Below are 20,431 nucleotides of genomic sequence, written 5' to 3'. Positions count from 1 at the left end.
CCCGGAGTAAAGGCTTCATCGCTTGTGTTTGTTACACGGTAACTCTGCGGTGAGGTTCGCGGCATCCTCAAACCAGGGATAGAAGCCCACGCTCTCAAGCTCCTTTTCCAGATCGGCCTTAGCCTGCTCCAGGTCGGCTAAAGGGATAAACCCGGTGACCTCCTCGGCACTGTGTGGATCGGCACTGTGTGGATCGGTGTCGGTGCCGGTATAGATAGAGCCAGCCTGCCCACTGTTGTTGGCCGGAACTGTGGCGCGGAGCCCTTCGAAGCGCCAACACAACGGCTCTGGGGTGATGGGATGCTCCAGGCGCACAATGTCGGTTTCTCGAAGCGACCAGAAGTCGCGGGGTAGGGCCCAGCGCTCCACGTGGAGGGCCCAGGGGAATAGCCGGTCAAATGATTCACACACGGCTCCTGGTCCACCAGGGTGGGCACCTTCTAGTAACGCGCGGTCTTCTGCGAGCAGGGTGACCAGCTCTGGGTATTGGGGCTCTCGCACAATGTGCAGGAATCGTCCTGCTAACAGATACAGACTCATCTCATCCCTCCGGCCAAGGAGCCCACGAGAGGTGGGCTGTTTTTTGAGTTAATCTCACGCTAAACACGACCACTGACATGCCGTCTTGGTCAGAACGCTGACACGGGACGGGAGGCAGGGGACAGGGGTGGCGCACTGTCAGACTGGGGGTTGGGCTAGGAGTGTGACAAGGGTTCCCTTGATAAGGAGTGAGATGGCCGCGAAAAACCAGGCACAAATGTTTAGTGAGCTCACGCTGTCACGGCGCAGTACGAGGGATTTTCTGGATACGCCGGTCGCGCCTGAGCTTATTGACGAAATCCTCCAGGAGGCTCTGAGTGCCCCCAGCTGGTCAAACACGCGCCCCTACCGGGTCGCGGTGGCGACCGGCGAAGTGAAGGAGCGCATTTCGCACACACTGTTGGATCGCTTCGATGACATCATGCGCACCAGGAGTCCGAAGCTTGGCACCCGAATCAAGGGGGGCCTCAGTGCGCTGAGCCTCCTCCGCAGTGATTTTCGAATACCCATTAAGTACCCGGATGATTTGCGTGTGCGCCAAGTGGCTCTGGGTAAAGCGCTCTTTTCGCACCTTGGTGTCGAGCGTGGGGATATCGATGCCAGAAATGAGCAAATCCGGAACAACATGCGCTTTTTTGGTGCGCCGGTAGGGCTGTTTTTCTTTGCCCGCAAAGGGATGGGGGTGTACTCCCCGCTCGATGTCGGCCATTTCATGCAAACGCTGATGCTCTCGGCGAAAGCCCGTGGGCTCGACACCTGCGCACAAGGCTTTCTGGCGTTCTGGTCGGGTCCCATTCGTGACGAGTTTGAGGTGCCAGAGGGTTACAAACTCTTGTGTGGAATGTCGCTGGGTTATGCGGCCCACAGCCACACCAACGAGTTTGTCCCACCAGTGACCAAGGTTCAAGACATCGCACTGCCACTCTCCCAAAAGTAGACACGGGGAGAGGGCACGCTTCGGCCCTCAGTAACCTGAGTGGCCCCAGGGGTTTTTGGGGTTCACAGCGCGACGGTGTGGAAGCGGAAGTACCTGATGTGTGGCAGTGGTCTGGGTGCCAGGTTCAGACACAACGTTTGTGTGCAGCAACATCATGGGAGTGAGGTTTTCCGTGGGGCGGACTTATCTCGGGCAAAAAGCGCATGCTCGGCATCAGTAAGTCCCACCTGTCGGCCGATCGCCAGTAGTGCCTCCCCCTCATCGATACCGCCCTCTGAAGTTGTTGCCGATTGGATCATTGCCCTCACTTCGGCCTCCGCACTTCGATCGTTGAGTGCCGCACGCACTTTGAGTAAGCGATAGACATCGTCGGGAATGTTGCGAATGGTCATTGTGGCCACGGTGGGACCTCCTGGACTCGGGGACGGGTCCAGGTTAAGGCTTTGGAAGCATTGCTGGCGATGCAGGCACATAACGCGCATAGCGTGACCCTAGTCAGCGGAGGGGACCCCAGGCGGTGGCCGGGCGAAGGGCGAGGGTCGCTTCGTCTCAGGTGAATCCTTATGGACACACGGATCCTCTGGAGCATGCCACACGCCGAAGCCGAGGAGGCGCCTCGGGCCCTGACGATCCGTATCAGATGTGATACATTACTCCCATGGTGAACCCAAAAACTGCGTTCGACCGAGTGCTGGAGTCGGCGGCCAAGCTCCAACGGTTAGTTCCCGACCTCACTCTTGTGGGAGGGTCGGCTGCTGCCCTGCATGCGGGCCATCGTGTCTCGTTTGACCACGATCATGTCCTTACTGATCTCACGGATCGGTATGCGAGCGTGGTTGATGCGGTGGAGGCCACTGACGGCTGGGCCACTGCGGTGCGGGCAAGTCACCCACCACTCACGTTGATGGGCTCCCTCGATGGGGTTCAGGCGGGAATTAGGCAGCTTCGGCGAACAGCCCCCATCGAGACTGAGATGTGGGAGATTTCAGAGGATGTTTCGGTGCGGGTCCCCACGCTGGAGGAAATCCTCCGCATCAAGGCGTTTTTGACCGTCGACCGGGGAGCAGTTCGGGACTTTCTGGACTTGGCGGCTTTGGCCGACCGTGTAGGTCTCGAGCGTGCAACAGAGGTACTCGCTCGAATTGATGACTACTATGCAGCTCGCTCCGACGAGGCTCAATTGGTTTCCACAGAGGTCGCGCTTGCACTGGCAGCCCCAAAGCCCAAGGACGCCGCTGTCATTGCTGAGCTCGATCGGTATAAAGCACTTGAGCCGAGATGGCATGACTGGTCTGAAGTGGTGGCGGTGTGCCAACAGATCGCCGTGGGTTTGGCGAGCTCATGACTATGACGCTGTTTCGAAACGTCGATGGCAGTACTGCTGACCCGGTGGAAACCTGGCCATATGAGGGCATGGTGTCTGTCATCGAGCACGGGCTACTACCCGATTGGCGTCCGCTTATTGCCCACATTCGCCAACACCCCTGGGGCAAAGTTGCCCGCGCCCTCGAGGCCTACCTCGGCTATGCCGAGGATGCGCGCCAGGTGGCCTTTTTTCGACTCATGCTGGATCGTGCACGCTCGCGCGCTGAGAGCGAAGAACGCTTCGAGGTTGCCCGGCGAATTAGAGGACACCTGGAGGCTTCGGGGTTGACCAGAGCAGAATTCGCTCGGGCAATCGGAACCTCTCCTTCCAGGCTGAGTACCTACCTTTCGGGAAAAGTCGTTCCCTCTGCTGCACTCATGGTCCGAATGGAGCGAGTGGTTCAGGCTGTGGAAAAATCCTGAAGGTTTAATCCCGCGTGAAGTACCCTCGCGACATGGGCCGATTGTTACATGTACGCTTATGGTTATGGTGAAGCGAAGCGGGGACAGGCGCGTGAGGGTGCGGGTGGCAGACCACCGCGCACGACTGCGTGGTGAGGGCCTGAAGCCCGTTCAGATGTGGCTTCCCGACACCAGCAACGCCGAAGTACGAGCGGAATTGGCGGCGGTATGCCACGCGATTGAGGCATACCCGGGTGCTGCTGACGACGCGGCGTTTGTTTACGCGCTCGCTGAGGACGATCAGTGAGGCGAGGCGACCTCGTTCTCGCCTCAGCCGGTTCAGGTTATGCAGGAAAACCACGGCCGGTGCTCATTGTCCAAGACGATGCACTTCAGGCATTGAGTTCAGTGGTGGTGTGCCCGCTATCCACCACAAGTCCCGCCGATGGCCGTATTCGCCTTGCTGTCTCGGCGACCGCTGACAACGGCTTGGCGGCAGACTGCGTAATCATGACCGACAAAGTTACTGCCGTACCGACCACCACATTAGGCGCAGTAATTGGCTCTCTCGCTCGCCCCCAGATGAGAAGCGTAAATCACGCGCTGGGGCTTGTCTTGGGGTTTGGCCAGCCCCCTGGGCGTTAGACCTGGGTACTTCTAGGAGCCGTCAACGAGTCGTGCGGAACCGGTGGCCCGAATATCGAAGGCGTCTTCTTCTTCGAGTTCGTCCATCGCGCTGGAAAAGCGCCTAAAGGCCGCGTGCAGGTGTTCCTTCATGGACTCTTCGGCAGCTTTGGGGTCGGCGTCTTTGACCGCCCCGGCAATCACTTCGTGTTCGGCAATGGTCGCTTGCCAATCCCAGTTGGCTGTATACATCCGAAACAGGTGCAGGTGGCAGTGGGATTGTTCGAATGCTTTGAGCACGGTGAGGTTGCCCGCTGAGGTCAAAATCGCTGTGTGGAAGCGATTGTCGTGAGCGATGAGGGTCTGCTGCATGCTGTCGTTGGTGGAGTGAAAATCTTCTAGTTCTTTCTGCAACGTGGTCGCTGGGTTGCCCAGTCGGTTGGCCGACGCCGCTCCGGCCGCCCACGGTTCAAACAGGAGTCGAAATTCGAAAAGGTCGCGCACGCCCTGGCGGTCCAGGATGGCGGTGGTGGCATAGCCCTTATTGGATGTGGCCACCAGGAGGTTGTCTCCTTGGAGGAGCCTAAGGGCCTCACGCACGGGGGTGGGGGAGACGCCGAATTCTTGGGAGATGTGGTGGATGTTGACTTTGGTTGATGGCGGGATAGAGTGGTCAAGGATCTTGCGGCGCAATGCTTCATACACCTGGGCGGTAGTCAGACGCGCTGGGGGGGGCGAGGGTGTCACCATTTTGTGCACTGGTGGGAGTCGCACTTGCTGTATCCGGTGTCGTTACGCTCACGATGTTTTCTCCTCAGCGATGTGGGTTTGGCACTACCGCATCGGCGATGATGCGAAGTGTGTCCTTATTCCCACAGTCTTGTCGCTTTCTAGGGTAAACCAGAGGATGTTTCGTGCACATTTTCTCCTCCTGTGCGCCGTGTCGGTCAGTTGGCACCCCCACGGCGTTGGTCTGAACTATATAGTTCTGCTTAATCTGATAGCAAGAGAAAATAGTGTGGACGAGCGAGAGTCCGCGGAGGCTGCCTAAGCCATGGCACCACCGGACACCGGGAAGGCAGCAACCATGACCACGACAGCCCAGGAAGTGTTACCCGCTGACTCGAGCAGAGCGCTACTGGTCGGAAGAGTCTTCGACCCCGCTAATGGGGGTCCTCGCGTGTGTGTGGTGGAAGGCGAAGAACTTGTCGACATCACCCCACTTGTGCGCACCGTGTCTGATGCCATGGAACACCCCGACACGGTTGCCGACTCCGTCCTGCCTGGTGCCGCGCGTTACCCACTGAACGACGTGTTGGCGGCGTCCGAAGCCGGGGATCGGACTCAGCCCTACCTCCTGGCACCGATTGACTTGCAGGTGGTGAAGGCCTGTGGTGTGACGTTTGTGGGCAGCATGATCGAGCGGGTCATTGAAGAAAAATGTGCCGGTGATGCCGCAAAAGCCCAACAGGTGCGCGAGCACATCACTGCCGCCATTGGCGGCAGCTTGAAAGGCATCGAGCCGGGAAGTGAAAAAGCCAAAGCCGTCAAAGACATCCTGATCGAACAGGGTGTGTGGTCGGCCTACCTCGAAGTGGGCATTGGCCCTGACCCCGAAGTGTTCACTAAAGCCCCGGTGCTCTCCTCTGTGGGATGGGGCGCCAAGGTAGGTATTCCTGGGTTTTCGTCCTGGAATAACCCAGAACCAGAGCTGGTGCTCATTGTGAACTCGAAGGGTGTCGCCGTGGGCGCCACCCTCGGCAACGACGTTAACCTGCGCGATGTGGAAGGCCGAAGTGCTCTGCTGCTGGGTAAGGCCAAAGACAACAACGCCTCGTCGGCGCTGGGTCCATTCATTCGAGTATTCGACGAGCAATTCACCCCGGACACTGTCGCCTCTGAGGAGATTCACCTCCAGGTGAGTGGCACCGACGGCTATGAGTTGCACGGTGTGAACTCGGTGGCGGAAATCTCCCGGCCGCTCGAATCCCTTGTATCGGCAACCTGGGGAGCCCACCACCAATACCCTGATGGCTTCGCGCTGTATACCGGAACGTTGTTTGCGCCGACTCAGGATCGCGACACGCCAGGGGGAGGCTTTACCCACAAACACGGTGACCGTGTCGAGATCAGGAGCGAACACCTGGGCGCTCTGGTGAACACGACGGGGCCGGCTGAAGCGCTAGAGCCCTGGAATTTCGGGCTTCGGGCGATGATGGACTACCTCGGTGAGGCGTCGAAGAATGCTCACTGAGTGCGCCCTTTCGACCTATTTCTGTGGCTATTCCCACTGCCCGGAAGTCACAAATAAATATCTATTCTCTGGATAGTTGATATTTTTCTGGCGGTCAGGTTAGATAGGTCCATCCAGTCCCCCCTGCACCAGGGGAGAAAATAAGTGAGAGGAAAAATATGATGCTCAGGCGACGTAGCAGTGTGGCTTTCGCCGCGCTTGCAATGTCTGCAGGCCTCGTCCTCGCCGGTTGTACTCCGGCGGAAGAGGCAGCAGAAGAGTCCACTGACACTGGGTCGGAGTCGACCGAGGAAAGCACCTCAACAGACGGCCCCGACTTCTCGTCAGTTCAGGTCGCGCTGGTTCCGGGTGGAGCACACCCGTACTTCCAGCCGTGGATTGCTGGTGGCGAAGCTGCCGTAGCGGAGTTTGGAATCGGCGCCACCGAGTTCAACGAAACCGGCGAGTGGGACCAGACCAAGCACAACTCAGCCATCGACTCGATGGCCGCTCAGGGATTCAACGCATTCGGAATTTTCGGTGTGTCCCCGACCGACATCAACACCACCTTCAGCAACCTGAACGAACAGGGTTTTGCGACCGGTTCACTGGCATCCTGCCCCGCAGGTGACGTCAACGAGGCTTCGTTCTGCCTCTCGACTGACACCGGTGAAGCCGCCTACCTGGCTACTCAGGCACTCATCGAGCAGATGGGTGGCGAGGGCGCGATTGTGCACCTCACCGGAAACGCTGTGGACTCCAACACCGTTCGTCGTATCGACGGTGTCCAGGCAGCCATCGACGAGACCGACGGTGCTGTCACGCTGCTGACCACCATCACCGACATCGACACCGACCTGCAGTCGGCACAGAAGGCCGTTACTGACCTTCTCGCTGCTCAGGGCGACGCCGTGAACGGTATCGTCACCACCGCCTACAACCCGGCCGTTGCGGCCACTGAAGGCGTCGGCGACACCGGTCTGCCGATCAAGGTCATCGCCATTGACGACGACCAGATCATCCTCGATGCAATCCGCGAAGGCACCATTTCCGGAACCGTAGTCCAGAACCCCTGGGGTCAGGCCTACGTCGGTAGCTGGGTGCTTGCTGCACTGCAGACCGGATACTGCGAAATGAACGAACCAGGTCTCTACGTGGACTCCGGTTCGTTCCTGGTCACGACAGAAAACGTGGACACCTACGACGCTGAGCGCGAAGCAACGTCGAAGGAAATCCTCGCTGCGTTCCAGAACGACTACATGACCTGCAACTAACACACGCAGGTTCCTCTCTGACGGGGGCGGCCCTCGGGCCGCCCCCGTTGGAAGGAAAAAGCACCACCCGCTCCACAGCTTTACTGCTCAATCGCTCTACTGCTTCACCGCTTCACCCCAGACTTCACTTCTCCACTAAGGCAAGGACGCCATGGCTAAGATTTCTGCCGCGAGGGCCTATCTCATCGATATCCCCGTCGAAACCCCTCGAACAGATGCCGTGCAAGCGTTCCTCAAGCAAGAGACAATTTTCGTCCACCTCACCACCGAAGACGGTGTCGAGGGTGTGGGCTACAGCTACACGATCGGAACCGGTGGGACAGCGATTCTCGCGCTGCTGCGCGACTACCTGCTGGAAAAAGTGATCGGTATGGACGCCGATCGCATCGATCACATCTGGAACACCGTCTACTACAGCACTAGGGCGACCACCACCGGCGCGATTACTTCCGCCGCGGTGGCCGCCATTGACACGGCGCTGTGGGATCTGCGGGGCAAGAACAGTGGCTTGCCCCTGTGGAAAATGGTTGGCGGTTCCAACGATCGTGTAACCCTTTACGACACTGAGGGTGGTTGGCTCCACATCTCCGCTGAAGAACTCGTTCGCGGTGCCGTCGAGTCAAAGAAAAAGGGTTGGCCGGGTGTGAAACTGAAAATCGGCAAGCCCGACCCCTTAGAGGATTTGGATCGCCTGATGGCGGTGCGCGAAGCCGTCGGACCAGAAATGGCCATCATGGTGGACGCCAACCAGTTCATGACGCTCGCCGAATCGATTAAGCGGGCACGCATTTTGGAACCGGTCGGGTTGTTTTGGTTAGAAGAGCCGATGCCGGCTGACTACGTCGCCGAGCACGCCCAACTCGTGAAAGCCACCACTATTCCCATTGCGGTGGGCGAATCAATGTATTCGGCGGCACAGTTTCAGCAATACCTCCACCAGGGTGCTGCCGGCATTATCCAGGTCGATGTCGGCCGGGTCGGAGGCATCACGCCGTGGCTGAAAGTCGCACACCTCGCGGAGACGTATAACGTCAGCGTATGTCCACACTTTTTGATGGAGTTGCACGTGTCGCTCTCGGCCGGTGTGGCCAACGGGCACTTTGTGGAACACATCCCACAGCTCACCGCGGTGACAACGTCGCGGGTGACAATCGACAATGGTTATGCTCTCGCCCCAGAAGCACCGGGGTTGGGTATTCCATGGGACTTTGAGGCAATCGAAAGGTTGGTGGTGGCCTGATGAATAGCGCGTCAGAAAAGCTGGGGGCGAGGCTCGCCCATATAGCGACTGATCAGCGGGCAATTTTGGCTGTGCTGGTGATTGCCGTGTTCTTGGCCTTCGCCATTCGCACGCCCTCATTCCTCAACGGTCAATTTGTGATCTTCCCGCTGCTTCGAGACACCGCAGTCATCACCATCGTGGGTCTGGCGCAGTTAGCCACCCTCTCCATCGGCCACCTGAACCTCGCGGTCGGTCGAATGGCCGCCGTGGGAGCGATGGTCGCAGGCTTCACCTATGAACGCTTGGGCTTTGGGCTGACGGCCGGACTGATTTTGGGTATTGCCAGTGGTGCTTTGCTGGGTGCCCTCACCGGCTACATCATTGTGAAGTCGCAGGTCAACGCCTTCATTGTGACTCTGGCGATGGACTTCGCATTGCTGGGGCTTGTGACCTTTACCTACATCTCTATTACTGACGCGGCGGCATTCACGGTCAAACCCGACGGGATGGACACCATACGGCAGGGCTCCCTGGCCGATATTTGTCTCTTGGGTTGGTGTGGCCCTAGCGTGGTGCCCCTCATTTTGTTCCCGGCGCTGCTGGTGGTCGCGATTATGGGGTTTGTGTACCACCAGACCCGATTCGGTCGTGAACTACTCGCCACGGGCGGTAACGTCCGTGCGGCCAGGCTGTCGGGTATTCCGGTAAACGCCCGCATCATTCAGGCACACACCCTCTCCGGCGCACTGTCGGGACTGGGCGGAATTTTCCTCGCCTACGTCAACGGCTCATTCTCGGCAGCAATCGGAAACGAACTGTTGCTGCCGTCCTTCCTCGGACCACTGCTCGCGGGCACCTTGCTCACTGGTGGTGTGGTGGGAGTGTTTGGCACCATGATCGGCACCCTGCTGTGGTTGATCATCCGCCAAGGGTTGCTGGTTGAAGGAATCGGCCTCGAGACGTTGAACATCGCTCTGGGCGTGATTTTGTTGCTGGCACTCTCAGCCGACAAGATTCGCACCTCCATCACTGGTCTGTTCAGAAGGAGAAAAGTGGCATGAAGTTTCTCATCAAGCGTCTTCGGACCACAGAGTTTTCACTAACACTGCTGTTTATTGTGGGCTTCTTGGCCCTCGCATCGACCAGTGGTGGCGTGCTCTTCTCCGGTCAGTCCATCCGCAGCTTCCTCACCTATTTGGCCATTCCGATCCTGATCGGATTGGCGCAAATGGTGGTGTTGGCTGTCGGTCAGTTAAACCTCGCGGTGGGAGCCATGGGTGGTGCCACCGCAGCTCTGATGGCCCACATGATGGTCTCGTGGGAAGCCCCCATTTGGCTTGCCATGGTGACCGGCATCGTGGCTGCCACCCTGATGGGTGCACTAAACGGTGCCCTGGTGGTGGCGACAGGACTCAACGGCTTCATCATTACGCTCGGAACACTGACCATTTTGGAAGGTGTGCAGTATGCGTTTGTGCGAAGCTTCACCATCGACTCCTACCCGGACGCGGTGAAAGCCTTCGGAAAAATCAGCTTCTTCAACATCCCGACCGTGTTTATGATCGCCGTCGTCACGGCGCTCATTCTTGCTTGGTTCTACCGAACCAACATCACGGCGCGCAAAATGCTCGCCTCGGGGGCCAACCCTCTGGCTGCGCGCCTGTCGGGAGTGTCCAATAAGAAGTCAATTTTCTTGGCCCACACGCTTTCTGGAACCCTGCTGGGTGTGGCGGCCATTGTGACGATCACTTCACTGGGGGGTATTAACCGTTCGGTCGGTGGTGACTGGTTGTTGGCGAGCTTCGCCGCACCGATTATTGCCGGGGTGTTGATGAGTGGTGGTGTGGTGGCCATTTATGGCACCGTGATGGCGGCGTCAGTGATTCGCCTGGTGGACATTGCCAGGGCGCAGTACTCACTGGATCCCAGTGTGGTCAACCTGTCAATTGGAACCGTTGTCCTCTCAACGGTGGCGCTCAGTGAATGGCGCCGCCGGCGAGCCGAAATTAAGCGCCAAAAGTTTGTGGAGGTTGTTGATGAGTGACGTATTGCGGGTGGAGTCTGTCTCCAAATCGTTCCCTGGGGTTCGCGCCCTCAGCAACATGACGATGTCGCTTCGCGCCGGTGAAGTGCAAGCCCTCCTGGGCGAAAACGGGGCCGGGAAGTCGACATTGATCAAAATCCTCACCGGTGTCTATCAGGCCGATGAGGGCCAAATCCTCATCGACGGTGAGAGTGTGTCGTTTAACTCCCCACTGGAGGCCGCCAAAGCGGGAATCGGGGTGGTCCACCAGGAGAGAAACCTCATTCCGTATTTCACGGTGGCAGAAAACATTGTTCTCCAGGAACAACCCAACCGTTTGGGCATTATCAATGAGGCCAAGCGCACGGAAATGGCCAAGAAGGCCTTGGATTCACTGGGGTTGCTGATCGATCCTGATGAAATCACCCAAAACCTGTCCGTGGCACAAATGCAGTTGGTGGAAATCGCCAAAGCGATCGTCACGGAAACCAAAGTGTTGCTCCTGGATGAGCCCACCGCCTCCATTTCTGGTGCGGAAGCCAACCGCCTGTTTGAGGTAGTGGAGAAACTCAAAGAACAGGGCACCGCCGTGTTGTTTGTCAGCCACAAGCTCGAAGAAGTCTTCGCTGTGTGTGACACGGTAACCGTGCTTCGAGATGGTGAAGGCATCATCCAATCGGAACCGCTCTCGAACTACAACCAGCAAGAAATTGTGGCGGCGATGGTGGGTCGTCAACTTGCCGAGCGGGACAAGCGCTTCAGGGAAGTCTTGAAAGGCGAACCAGTATTCCAGCTCGACAACGTGGTGACCTCACTCGGCCACCCCGGTGCATCACTGGATTTGTATCAGGGTGAAGTTCTCGGCCTTTACGGTCTCGTCGGTGCCGGACGCAGTGAACTGATGCGCAGTGTCCTGGGTCTGCACACCATCGTCTCCGGCGACATCCTCCTGCGGGGTAAGGCCATCAAAATTCGGGATGTCCGTGATGCTCTGCACCGTTACCGCATGGGTTATGTGACCGAAAACCGCAAAGAAGAGGGCCTCTTCCTCGACTTTTCGGTCAACCGAAACGTTGCGGTCACCATTTGGCGGAAAATTCAACAACTACTCGGGGTCATTCGACACGACAAAGAATCTGACGTGTCCAACGAATACGTCGAAAAGTTGGGTATTCGTGTCGCCTCGGTCAAACAGTTAGCGGGAAACCTCTCCGGTGGTAACCAGCAGAAGGTCAGCCTGGCGAAATGGTTGGCGGCGAAAACAGAAATCATCATCATCGATGAGCCCACGGTCGGTATTGACGTGCGGACCAAAGCCACCTTCCACGACCTCATCATGGATCTCGCCGATGAGGGCATGTCGGTGATCCTCATCTCCAGTGACCTCCCCGAAATGGTGTCTGTGGCTGATCGCATTATGGTCATGCGCGACTACCAGTTCGTGGGTGAGTTTGATAACTCGAAGGACTACCCGGAGATGTCCACCAAAGTGATGGACGCGATTCAGGCGGGCAAGAAAGAAGCCGTCGTCTAACCTCAGCAGGTCGGGTCGCGTGTGGCCGCGGTGCATTGCGGGTTCACACGCTGGGTCGTTGCGCTGGGTCGAACCAGTGGCTCAGGTCCAGCGGCTTAGGTCCACTGGCTTAGGCCCAGTGGCTTACACCACTGCGTCCCGCCACTAAGAGAGGCCATTAAGGGACTTCGCTACGGCGCACCCAGGCGAGTGGCGAGACGCTCCAGCGCACCCCTACGCCGTGTTGAGTGTTGTTCAGGCCGTCGCTATTTGGTGCGCGGGGGTACCCGGAGGGTGGACAGCCCACCATCGACCGAGAGAATGGTGCCGGTGGTGGAAAGCGACTGCGGGTGCGCCAAATACATGATCGCGTGGGCGACTTCTTCGGGCGAGACTAGGCGTCCAATGGGCTGTCTCGCTTCGAGGGCGACACGTTCGGCCACCGGATCAGCAGCTTGGTCGAGGAGGCGCTGAACCCAAGGGGTATCTGCTGTTCCCGGGTTGACGCCGTTGACTCTGATTCCCTCCTCGAGGAAGTCCGCAGCCATTGAGCGAGTGAGGGACTCCAGTGCACCCTTCGAGGCGCTGTAAATAGCGCGCTTGGGGATACCGACGGGGGCTGCAACCGAGCAGGTGTTCACGATCACCGGGTTGGCGCCAGCGCGAAGCATGGGGTAAAACTCGCGAACGACGCGTGCGGTACCAAACACATTCACACCGAAAACTTGTTGCCACTGCTCGGGGGTGGCGTCGACCACCGTGCCGATTGAGCCCACACCGGCGTTGTTAATTAAGACGTCGAGGCCTGCACCCAGAATGTCTTTTACGGCGCTCGTCGCCTGCGACACACTGTCGTCGTCAGATATGTCGCAGGCGACGAACTCGGCGACGCCGGCAAGGCCACCCTCATGGAGGTCGAGGCCCACCACGGTGGCACCTTGGGCGCTCAGTCGGGTCGCTACTTCTAACCCGATTCCTGAACCCGCTCCTGTGACAATGGCACTCAGGCCGGCGAAATCTTTACTCATGCGTGCCATTCCTTACCGGTCTGGTAGTCAAAGTCTCTGATGGACTCGGCTTTCATTTCCGCTCCCGCGCCCGGGGTGGTGGGGGCGATGTAGCGGCCCTTGTCAATCACGGTGGGGATCACGAAGTGTTCGTGTAGGTGGTCCACAAATTCGACCACGCGGCCATCGTGGTGGCCGGAGACGGCCACCGAATCGAACATGGCCAAGTGTTGGACCATTTCGCACAGGCCCACTCCGCCAGCGTGTGGGCAGACGGGAACACCAAACTTTTTCGCCATCGCGATCATGGCGATGTTCTCGTTGACACCGGCCACCCGGGTGGCGTCGATTTGGAGGAACGAAATGGCGCCCGATTGGAGGAGCTGTTTCACCATGATGCGGTTGTGAACGTGCTCGCCGGTGGCGACTTTGATGGGGGCGATGCCATCTTGAATCGCTTTGTGTCCCAAAATGTCGTCCGGGCTGGTGGGCTCTTCCACCCAGTGGATTTTGTCGTCTTCTAGACCTTTAATCCACGCAATGGCGTCTGGCACATCCCACACCTGGTTGGCGTCGATGGCGAGGGTGATGTCGGGCCCCACGGTTTCACGCATCAGTTTCATGCGGTGGCGGTCATTATCGAGTGACCCGCCGACCTTCATCTTGATGAGTGTGAAGCCATCGGCGATGGCTTCGTGGGCGAGGCGCACCATGGTCTCGTCGGTGTAGCCCAACCACCCTGGGGTGGTCGTATAGGCCGGCAGGCCCTTTTCGAGCAGGATGCGCTCGTTTTCTGCCCGGTGCGGTTCCATTTCCTGGAAAATGTGAAGCGCTTCTTCCGGGGTGAGGGCGTCGGTGAGGTAGCGAAAGTCGATCAGGTTGGTCAGCTGTTCGGGGCTTAAGTGAGCCAACACCTGCCAGAGCGGTTTTTGTTCTACCTTGCAGACCAAATCCCAGAGGGCGTTGATGACGCCACCGGCGGCCATGTGGGGGATACCTTTTTCGGGTCCCAACCACCGCATTTGGGAGTCGCGGACCAAATCGCGACCAATGTCGCCGATCCGGTCGACGAGCCCTTCAATGTTTTCGCCGATGACGGCTTCAGCGAGTTGGGCGATTGATTCACACTGTAAGTCGTTACCTCGACCGATGGTGAAGACCAGGCTGTGACCGGAGAGACCTTCTTGGTCGGTTTCGAGGATGAGGTAGGCGGCCGAATAGTCCGGATCTTTGTTCATGGCGTCCGAGCCGTGGCCGTGCTTCCCAGTGGGGAAGCGGACATCGTGGGTCGTAGCCGAAATGATTGTGGTCACCGGTGACCGCCTTCCTGAGGGTAGAGGGGTATCAAAACCTGGGCCAAAGCATATATGATTTCGGCAGAGTCCATATGCAACCGCAATGAGGGGGAGGGCACTATGGCCACGCATCAAGACCAGGTGAGCTTTGGTCGCGCAGGATTGACCGTGAGCGCACTGGGAGTCGGCTGTGCACCGCTAGGCGGACTATTTAGTTCCGTATCTGACCAGGATGTCGACGAACTGATCGCCCGAGCCCTGGACATTGGGGTCACCTACTTTGACACCGCGCCCTTCTACGGTCACGGATCCTCAGAGCGGCGAATCGGTAAAGGGCTCGCGAAAGTGCCCCGCAGTGCTTTTCGACTCTCCACCAAGGTGGGCCGTGTACTGGAGCCCGGCCAATCCACAGAACCCAACGAATATGTCGACCTCGACCCGTTTATCCCCGTGTTTGACTACACGCCGTCTGGGATCAGGCGCTCGTTTGAATCCAGCCTGGAGCGTTTAGGTATCGACTCGATCGACATCCTCTACATCCACGACCCCGACGACTACCTCGACCAAGCCATCAACGAGGCCTACCCCGAACTCGACAAGATGCGACGTGAAGGGCTCATCTCGTCAATCGGTGTGGGAACAAACCTCGCCGAAATTGGTACCCGTTTTGTGCGAGAAACCGACATTGATGTGGCACTCGTTGCCGGGCGCTTCACCGTGCTCGACCAGATCGCCCTCGACGAGTTCCTCCCTGAAGCACACCGCCGAGACGTCTCCGTCCTGGGGGCTGGAGTATTCAACTCTGGGGTGCTCGTGAACCCCGTGGAAGGGGCCACCTACAACTACGCTCCCGCCTCACAAGAGATTCTTGAGCGCACCCGAGCCATTCACGACGCAATCGCCCCCTACGGCGTGCCCGTCGAAGCCGTCGGATTGCAATTCCCCCTTCGACACCCCGCCACCAAAGCGGTATTAACCGGGGTGCGCACCGCGGCTGAGCTCGACACCAACGTGAAAGCCTTCGACACCGAAGTGCCCGAACAGCTGTGGACTGACCTTGAGGACAAAGGCCTGATTAGGCCCTTGGGGCTCTAGTGGCAGGTGTGGCCGTAGTGGATGTGGCGGCGAGGCAGGTACACACCTTCTCGCCGACGTGGGGCTTAGATCATGGTCCCCTGCCCACTGCGCTCGCCCGCTGGGCGATGAGAAAAGGCCACACCCCTTTCTTGGTGATTGGGCGAGGCCCCATCGCCGGAGCGCCCGTTGTCGGTGGTCAAGTCGCGAGCATTACGGGTATTTCCCCGCTCGCACCCGTCCTTACCGAAGCAAAAGTTGAAGGCAGACTTGCTCGAGGCCTGCGCCGGCTCGGTCTAGATGCTGTGGTGATCTATGGCCACTCCGCAGACCCCGTCGCCGTTCAACTGAGTGCGGGGAGCCCAGCCCAACAAGCAGCCAAACAACCAGGGCAACAACAAGACAACTCCCACAAAGCCCGTGCGCTTGATGCGGTCCTGTTAGACGGAGAGTTTCTGGATGCAAGCGAATATGTCGACTCTGAAGTGTTCGGGACCGATTCGCTGCTTCGAGAAGGGCCAGACGATGTGGTGATCACCACAGGCTCCAGGGGGATGGCGGGGCATCCTGCGGCATCGATTGTCACCAACTGTGGTTTTCCCACCAGTCAGGGCGGTTTGGGTGCCGTCTGTGGCCAATTGGGCCTGAAAGCCATTGTCCTGCGAGAGGGCGGTGTCGAGCTGGCGGCCACGGCACTCGAATCAGACATCACCACCAGGTATCGAGAGTCCATTGACACCAACCCGCTCGCACAAAGCGAGCGGGACTATCCCGGTTTTGGCCTCTGGCCCTCCCAAGGGGCACTGGGTTATGCCAGCAGTGACGGGTTTAGTGGACAACCTGTTGCCGGTTTGGTCGATTTCGACGCGAAGGCGTTCATGCCTTTCGCCGTCGATGACGGCGAAGATGCCTGTCCTGGCTGCCCGCAGTCGTGTCTGAAAAGCTTCCACATCGATGGGAGTAAACCCGTCGATGGTGGCCGAGTCCACCAATTGGGTATTGCGGCACTAGCCAGCCAATCAAATGTCACCGACCCGAAAGAGCTGGTTGAATTCAACTCTCTCTGTCACGACTGGGGGGTTGAGCACTTAGCGGCTGAAGAGGCGCTTCGCAGCCACAACACCTCGCGCCCCGCAGAGGCTTCCACAGGCCCCCTGGCTGATCGGTTGGCCAGCGCACTGGAAGAAAAGCCTTTAGGTAGCGGTCTGGATGAGCGGGTAAAAGCCATGGTCATTCCGCCCTTTGACCCTCGGGCCAACCAAGGCCTCGCCGTCGGGTATGCACTAAACCCGACGGGTCCACGCTATGACGTGTTCGAACACGACATTGATTTTGATCCCGCCGGTGTCGGACCTGAGCGAAGCGAAGTGGGCGCCGATTTGGGCATTCCGGCAGGGGGTTTGCCCATGGGCACCCTGGATTCCAGGCGCCATGACAGCATCGTCTCACTGTGGCTGCTCTGGAGTGGCATGGACGCTTTAGGGGTGTGTGAATACGCCGGGCCACCCACCAGGGAACTAAGCACTGACGATGTGGTGGCGTTAGCCAATCAGTACCTTCCCGACCAGGTCACACGCACTGACATTGACCGTTGGGGACTACTACGCCTTGGCATGTTGCGCGATGCCAACCAGAGACTGGGGATCGCTTCTGATAGCGATCGGCTTCCTGAGCGGTTTTTCAGCCAACCGCTGCCCGCCGGCCCCCTCACAGGAAGCGTCATCGACCGGGCCGAGTTTCAGGACGCCACCGAGTACGTCCGAAAAGCACTGTCGTGGACCACGGACGGTGTTGACCCCGGCAGCGACCTGGCCGCAGCACTCTCGAGGGTGGATTCACACCTCGATGAGGAACTCTCAGAGGTAACTACTGAGGTAATGGCTACTGAGGTAATGACTACTAGAGGCAACAAGTAAAAGGAGCATGTAGATGAACCACGTCGTATGGACCCAGTGGAGTGATCTTGACGTTCCGGATGGAATCACCCTGCTCGGCCCAGATACTGCTCCGCTGGATAGTGACGCCATCAAAGATGTGACGTTTTACGTCCCGCCCTACATGACGGGCCATGCAGGACTCGCCCCGGTGAACTCCATGCCGAAACTTCAGTATCTGCAGATGCCAAACGCCGGTTACGACGACGCCATTGAGTATCGCAGGGAAGGGTTAGATATCTGCAACGCGCGTGGCGTCCACGACATTTCCACCGCAGAGCTCGCACTCACCCTCACGCTGTCGAGCCTGAGAGGAATTGACGACTTTGTGCGCGCCCAACCCAGTGGCGACTGGTTACAGGGCCCCAGGCCCTCGCTGGCCTATAAGCGGGTGGGACTTGTCGGTTATGGCTCGATCGGGAAAACCATCGCCAGCCTGTTAGCACCCTTCCACGTCGACCTGGTGCCCTTTAACCGCTCCGGCTCTGACGGCGCGACCACTATGGACCAACTCGACTCACTACTGCCCACCTTCGACGTGGTGATTTTGATCCTGCCGGCCACCCCAGAGACCACCAAACTCTTCGATGCGAAGCGACTGTCGTTAATGAAAGACGGAGCCCTCTTGGTCAATGTCGCCAGAGGAGTCATTGTCGACACCGACGCCCTCGTCCAAGAGCTCAACAGCGGACGCATTCGGGCAGCCCTCGATGTGATGGACCCCGAACCACTCCCGGCAGACCACCCGCTGTGGCAGGTACCCGGGGTCATCATTTCCCCCCACGTGGGCGGAAACTCCAGTGCGTTTGAACCGGGAATGCGCGCCCTGTTAGCGACCCAATTGGACCGGCTCGCTCAAGGACAAGAACCCATGAACATCGTCGTTCGAGGAATGGCAGGACAAGAATAATGATGAGAATCGATTCACACCACCACGTCTGGGATCTCTCGGTGAGAGAACAAGACTGGATGGTGGGCGACGCCGTCGCCCCCATCTCACGCACCTTCACCATGGCCGACATGGACCCGGTGTTAGAGCAATCACACATCGACAACACCGTGATCGTGCAAACCGTTGCCGTGATGGAAGAAACCCCCGAGTTTCTCGATATTGCCAGGGATCACCCCAAAGTGGCCGCCGTTGTCGGCTGGTTAGACATGGAATCAGACGACATCACGCCGGCACTGGAGAGCCACCTGGCCCACCCCGAATCGAAGCGTTTAGTGTCCATTCGAGACCTCGCCCAATACCAAGAAGACCCCAACTGGTTATCCAGAGACAGTGTGGTGCGAAACATTCAACGCCTGGGGGAGCGGGGCTTAAGCTACGACCTGCTCACCCTGCCCCCGCAGTTGCCCGCCGCCATTGACGCCGTCAAGCGCTCGCCGGATGTGCAATTTGTGTTGGACCACATTTCCAAGCCCTACATTGCCGATGGCGAAATCGACGCGTGGGCCAAAGACATGCGTGCCCTTGCCCAGTACCCCAACGTGGCGGTCAAAATTTCGGGAATGGTGACCGAAGCGAAATGGGACGACTGGACGCCGGAGACATTCAGGCCCTATGTCGATGTCTGTGCGGAAGCGTTTGGCCCCAGCAGGCTCATGTTTGGCTCCGACTGGCCTGTCAGCCTTCTGGGTGGGCAATATGCCGACATTGTCGGCATTGTCGAAACCCTCACCGCCGACTGGTCTGAGGCGGAACAAGAAGCCATTTGGGCGCACACCGCGATTTCTGCCTACCGTCTGGAGGGACTCCTGAAGTGAGCGTGCGTCGACAATTTCCCCGCTGGAGCAGCATTAAACCGCTGCTGGGTTGGTCCTGGCCTACTTTCAGAAAACGAGATCGTGGCCTGGAGAAGGTGCTGACCATTCCCGACTTGCGGGAATTGGCAAAAAAGCGCGTCCCGCTGTCGGTGTTCGACTACGTCGAAGGCGGCGCGCTTCAAGAAATCAGCATTATGCGCTCCAAAGATTCCTTCCAGCGCGTGGAATTTCACCCTCGAGTACTGCGCGGTGTCACCTCAGTGGATTTGAGCAGGGAAGTGTTGGGTAAGCGCACGTCCATGCCCATCATCCTCGCCCCCACCGGGTATACCCGAATGATGCACTATTTGGGCGAATACGCGGTGGCCGCCTCAGCGGCAAAACAGGACATGGTCTACGCACTGTCCACCATGGGGACCTGTTCGCCCTCCGATTTAGCAACAGCAACACCCGAGGGGCGTAAATGGTTCCAGCTGTATTTGTGGCAAAACCGGGACCAGTCGCGCGATTTCATCGCGCAGGCGAGGGATAACGGTTTTGATGCGCTGATTCTCACCGTCGACACCCCGGTCAGTGGTCAACGTCTGCGGGATACCAGAAACGGTCTGACCGTGCCGCCCAAAATCACCATGAAGACATTCCTCAACATGGCGACCAAGCCGCGTTGGTGGGCGAACCTACTCACCACCCCACCGCTGGAATTCGCGGCCATGCGCGGCTACGACAAATCGCTGTTTGAGCTGGCAAAGCTCATCTTTGACCCCAGTGTCACTTTGAAAGATGTCGCTTGGTTGCAAAAAGAATGGGGCGGCCCGCTCATTGTGAAAGGCATTCAAACCGTTGAGGACGCCCTGGAGATGAAAAAACTCGGCGTTCAAGGAATTGTCTTGTCAAACCACGGCGGACGCCAAATGGACCGTGGCACCACACCGCTTGAGCTACTCCCGGAAGTGAAAAAAGCCGTCGGCGATGAGATGGAAATCTACATCGACGGTTCCGTCCTCTCGGGTGGCGACGTGCTCGCCGCGGTCGCCCTCGGTGCAACGGCTGTACTGGTAGGTCGCCCCTACCTTTACGGACTGATGGCAGCCGGTGAGGCTGGCGTTGACAAAATGGCTGACGTGTTCCGCGAAGAAATGGAAAATACGATGACACTGATGGGTGTCGACAAAATTGATGACCTCCGCCCCGAACACGTGCGACTGCGTGAGCACTAAGGAG

General features: G+C 58.5%; 21 protein-coding genes. 16 read left to right on the top strand and 5 right to left on the bottom strand.

What is annotated here, in order from left to right; genetic code table 11:
* Positions 1 to 15: 15 nt before the first annotated feature.
* Positions 16 to 540: a hypothetical protein gene (locus C3B54_RS06755; protein WP_104913819.1), complete on the bottom strand. Its 525-nt coding sequence runs from the start codon at positions 538 to 540 to the stop codon at positions 16 to 18.
* A 193-nt stretch (positions 541 to 733) separates the two neighbouring features.
* On the opposite strand from C3B54_RS06755, the gene C3B54_RS06750 reads away from it, so the two are divergent.
* Positions 734 to 1,477: a nitroreductase gene (locus C3B54_RS06750; protein WP_104913818.1), complete on the top strand. Its 744-nt coding sequence runs from the start codon at positions 734 to 736 to the stop codon at positions 1,475 to 1,477.
* 152 nt (positions 1,478 to 1,629) lie between these two features.
* On the opposite strand, the gene C3B54_RS06745 is transcribed toward C3B54_RS06750, so the two are convergent.
* On the bottom strand, positions 1,630 to 1,869 hold the full coding sequence (locus C3B54_RS06745) for a FitA-like ribbon-helix-helix domain-containing protein (protein WP_425440314.1): 240 nt from the start codon (positions 1,867 to 1,869) through the stop codon (positions 1,630 to 1,632).
* Positions 1,870 to 2,135: 266 nt separating this feature from the next.
* Between C3B54_RS06745 and C3B54_RS06740 the strand changes: the two genes are divergently transcribed.
* The 4 genes from C3B54_RS06740 (at position 2,136) to C3B54_RS06725 (ending at position 3,889) form a co-directional block, all read left to right on the top strand.
* Positions 2,136 to 2,822, top strand: coding sequence for a nucleotidyl transferase AbiEii/AbiGii toxin family protein (locus C3B54_RS06740; RefSeq protein WP_104913816.1), 687 nt, complete (start codon positions 2,136 to 2,138; stop codon positions 2,820 to 2,822).
* Positions 2,819 to 3,265 carry a helix-turn-helix domain-containing protein gene (locus C3B54_RS06735; protein ID WP_245867846.1) on the top strand — a complete coding sequence of 149 codons (447 nt, stop codon included), beginning with the start codon at positions 2,819 to 2,821 and terminating at the stop codon, positions 3,263 to 3,265. The genes C3B54_RS06740 and C3B54_RS06735 overlap by 4 nt, the downstream gene beginning before the upstream one ends.
* A 64-nt stretch (positions 3,266 to 3,329) precedes the next feature.
* Positions 3,330 to 3,551 carry an antitoxin MazE-like protein gene (locus tag C3B54_RS06730; protein WP_104913814.1) on the top strand — a complete coding sequence of 74 codons (222 nt, stop codon included), beginning with the start codon at positions 3,330 to 3,332 and terminating at the stop codon, positions 3,549 to 3,551.
* Complete coding sequence (locus C3B54_RS06725) at positions 3,548 to 3,889, top strand: type II toxin-antitoxin system PemK/MazF family toxin (protein WP_104913813.1); 342 nt, start codon at positions 3,548 to 3,550, stop codon at positions 3,887 to 3,889. The genes C3B54_RS06730 and C3B54_RS06725 overlap by 4 nt, the downstream gene beginning before the upstream one ends.
* 12 nt (positions 3,890 to 3,901) lie before the next feature.
* Here C3B54_RS06725 and C3B54_RS06720 read toward each other — a convergent pair whose 3' ends face one another.
* Positions 3,902 to 4,573, bottom strand: a complete 672-nt coding sequence (locus tag C3B54_RS06720; RefSeq protein ID WP_245867843.1) for a GntR family transcriptional regulator — start codon at positions 4,571 to 4,573, stop codon at positions 3,902 to 3,904.
* A gap of 382 nt (positions 4,574 to 4,955) precedes the next feature.
* On the opposite strand from C3B54_RS06720, the gene C3B54_RS06715 reads away from it, so the two are divergent.
* From C3B54_RS06715 to C3B54_RS06690, 6 genes are all read left to right on the top strand, one after another.
* Complete coding sequence (locus tag C3B54_RS06715; RefSeq protein ID WP_104914318.1) at positions 4,956 to 6,122, top strand: fumarylacetoacetate hydrolase family protein; 1,167 nt, start codon at positions 4,956 to 4,958, stop codon at positions 6,120 to 6,122.
* A gap of 158 nt (positions 6,123 to 6,280) precedes the next feature.
* The gene (locus C3B54_RS06710; protein WP_211286289.1) at positions 6,281 to 7,375 is read left to right on the top strand and encodes a sugar ABC transporter substrate-binding protein; all 1,095 of its coding nucleotides are present in this window, start codon (positions 6,281 to 6,283) and stop codon (positions 7,373 to 7,375) included.
* 151 nt (positions 7,376 to 7,526) lie between these two features.
* The gene (locus C3B54_RS06705; protein WP_104913812.1) at positions 7,527 to 8,615 is read left to right on the top strand and encodes a mandelate racemase/muconate lactonizing enzyme family protein; all 1,089 of its coding nucleotides are present in this window, start codon (positions 7,527 to 7,529) and stop codon (positions 8,613 to 8,615) included.
* Positions 8,615 to 9,658, top strand: coding sequence for an ABC transporter permease (locus C3B54_RS06700; protein ID WP_104913811.1), 1,044 nt, complete (start codon positions 8,615 to 8,617; stop codon positions 9,656 to 9,658). Before C3B54_RS06705 ends, C3B54_RS06700 begins: the two co-directional genes overlap by 1 nt.
* Positions 9,655 to 10,641, top strand: coding sequence for an ABC transporter permease (locus C3B54_RS06695; protein WP_104913810.1), 987 nt, complete (start codon positions 9,655 to 9,657; stop codon positions 10,639 to 10,641). The genes C3B54_RS06700 and C3B54_RS06695 overlap by 4 nt, the downstream gene beginning before the upstream one ends.
* Positions 10,634 to 12,154, top strand: a complete 1,521-nt coding sequence (locus C3B54_RS06690) for a sugar ABC transporter ATP-binding protein (protein ID WP_104913809.1) — start codon at positions 10,634 to 10,636, stop codon at positions 12,152 to 12,154. Before C3B54_RS06695 ends, C3B54_RS06690 begins: the two co-directional genes overlap by 8 nt.
* A 245-nt stretch (positions 12,155 to 12,399) precedes the next feature.
* Here C3B54_RS06690 and C3B54_RS06685 read toward each other — a convergent pair whose 3' ends face one another.
* Positions 12,400 to 13,161, bottom strand: a complete 762-nt coding sequence (locus C3B54_RS06685) for an SDR family NAD(P)-dependent oxidoreductase (RefSeq protein ID WP_104913808.1) — start codon at positions 13,159 to 13,161, stop codon at positions 12,400 to 12,402.
* Positions 13,158 to 14,453 carry an enolase C-terminal domain-like protein gene (locus C3B54_RS06680; protein ID WP_211286288.1) on the bottom strand — a complete coding sequence of 432 codons (1,296 nt, stop codon included), beginning with the start codon at positions 14,451 to 14,453 and terminating at the stop codon, positions 13,158 to 13,160. Before C3B54_RS06680 ends, C3B54_RS06685 begins: the two co-directional genes overlap by 4 nt.
* A gap of 102 nt (positions 14,454 to 14,555) precedes the next feature.
* Between C3B54_RS06680 and C3B54_RS06675 the strand changes: the two genes are divergently transcribed.
* From C3B54_RS06675 to C3B54_RS06655, 5 genes are read left to right on the top strand one after another with little or no spacing between them, the layout of a single operon-like run.
* A complete protein-coding gene (locus C3B54_RS06675) occupies positions 14,556 to 15,530 on the top strand; it encodes an aldo/keto reductase (RefSeq protein WP_104913806.1) in 975 nt (324 codons plus the stop codon).
* Positions 15,530 to 17,425 carry an aldehyde ferredoxin oxidoreductase C-terminal domain-containing protein gene (locus C3B54_RS06670; protein WP_104913805.1) on the top strand — a complete coding sequence of 632 codons (1,896 nt, stop codon included), beginning with the start codon at positions 15,530 to 15,532 and terminating at the stop codon, positions 17,423 to 17,425. Before C3B54_RS06675 ends, C3B54_RS06670 begins: the two co-directional genes overlap by 1 nt.
* A gap of 13 nt (positions 17,426 to 17,438) precedes the next feature.
* Positions 17,439 to 18,353, top strand: a complete 915-nt coding sequence (locus C3B54_RS06665) for an NAD(P)-dependent oxidoreductase (RefSeq protein ID WP_104913804.1) — start codon at positions 17,439 to 17,441, stop codon at positions 18,351 to 18,353.
* Positions 18,353 to 19,210: an amidohydrolase family protein gene (locus C3B54_RS06660; protein WP_104913803.1), complete on the top strand. Its 858-nt coding sequence runs from the start codon at positions 18,353 to 18,355 to the stop codon at positions 19,208 to 19,210. Before C3B54_RS06665 ends, C3B54_RS06660 begins: the two co-directional genes overlap by 1 nt.
* Positions 19,207 to 20,427, top strand: coding sequence for an alpha-hydroxy acid oxidase (locus C3B54_RS06655; protein ID WP_170006134.1), 1,221 nt, complete (start codon positions 19,207 to 19,209; stop codon positions 20,425 to 20,427). Before C3B54_RS06660 ends, C3B54_RS06655 begins: the two co-directional genes overlap by 4 nt.
* Positions 20,428 to 20,431 lie beyond the last annotated feature (4 nt).

This window comes from Pontimonas salivibrio, assembly GCF_002950575.1.
Taxonomy (GTDB): Bacteria; Actinomycetota; Actinomycetes; order Actinomycetales; family Microbacteriaceae; genus Pontimonas; species Pontimonas salivibrio.
This window is presented reverse-complemented; position numbering and strand designations above follow the sequence as displayed.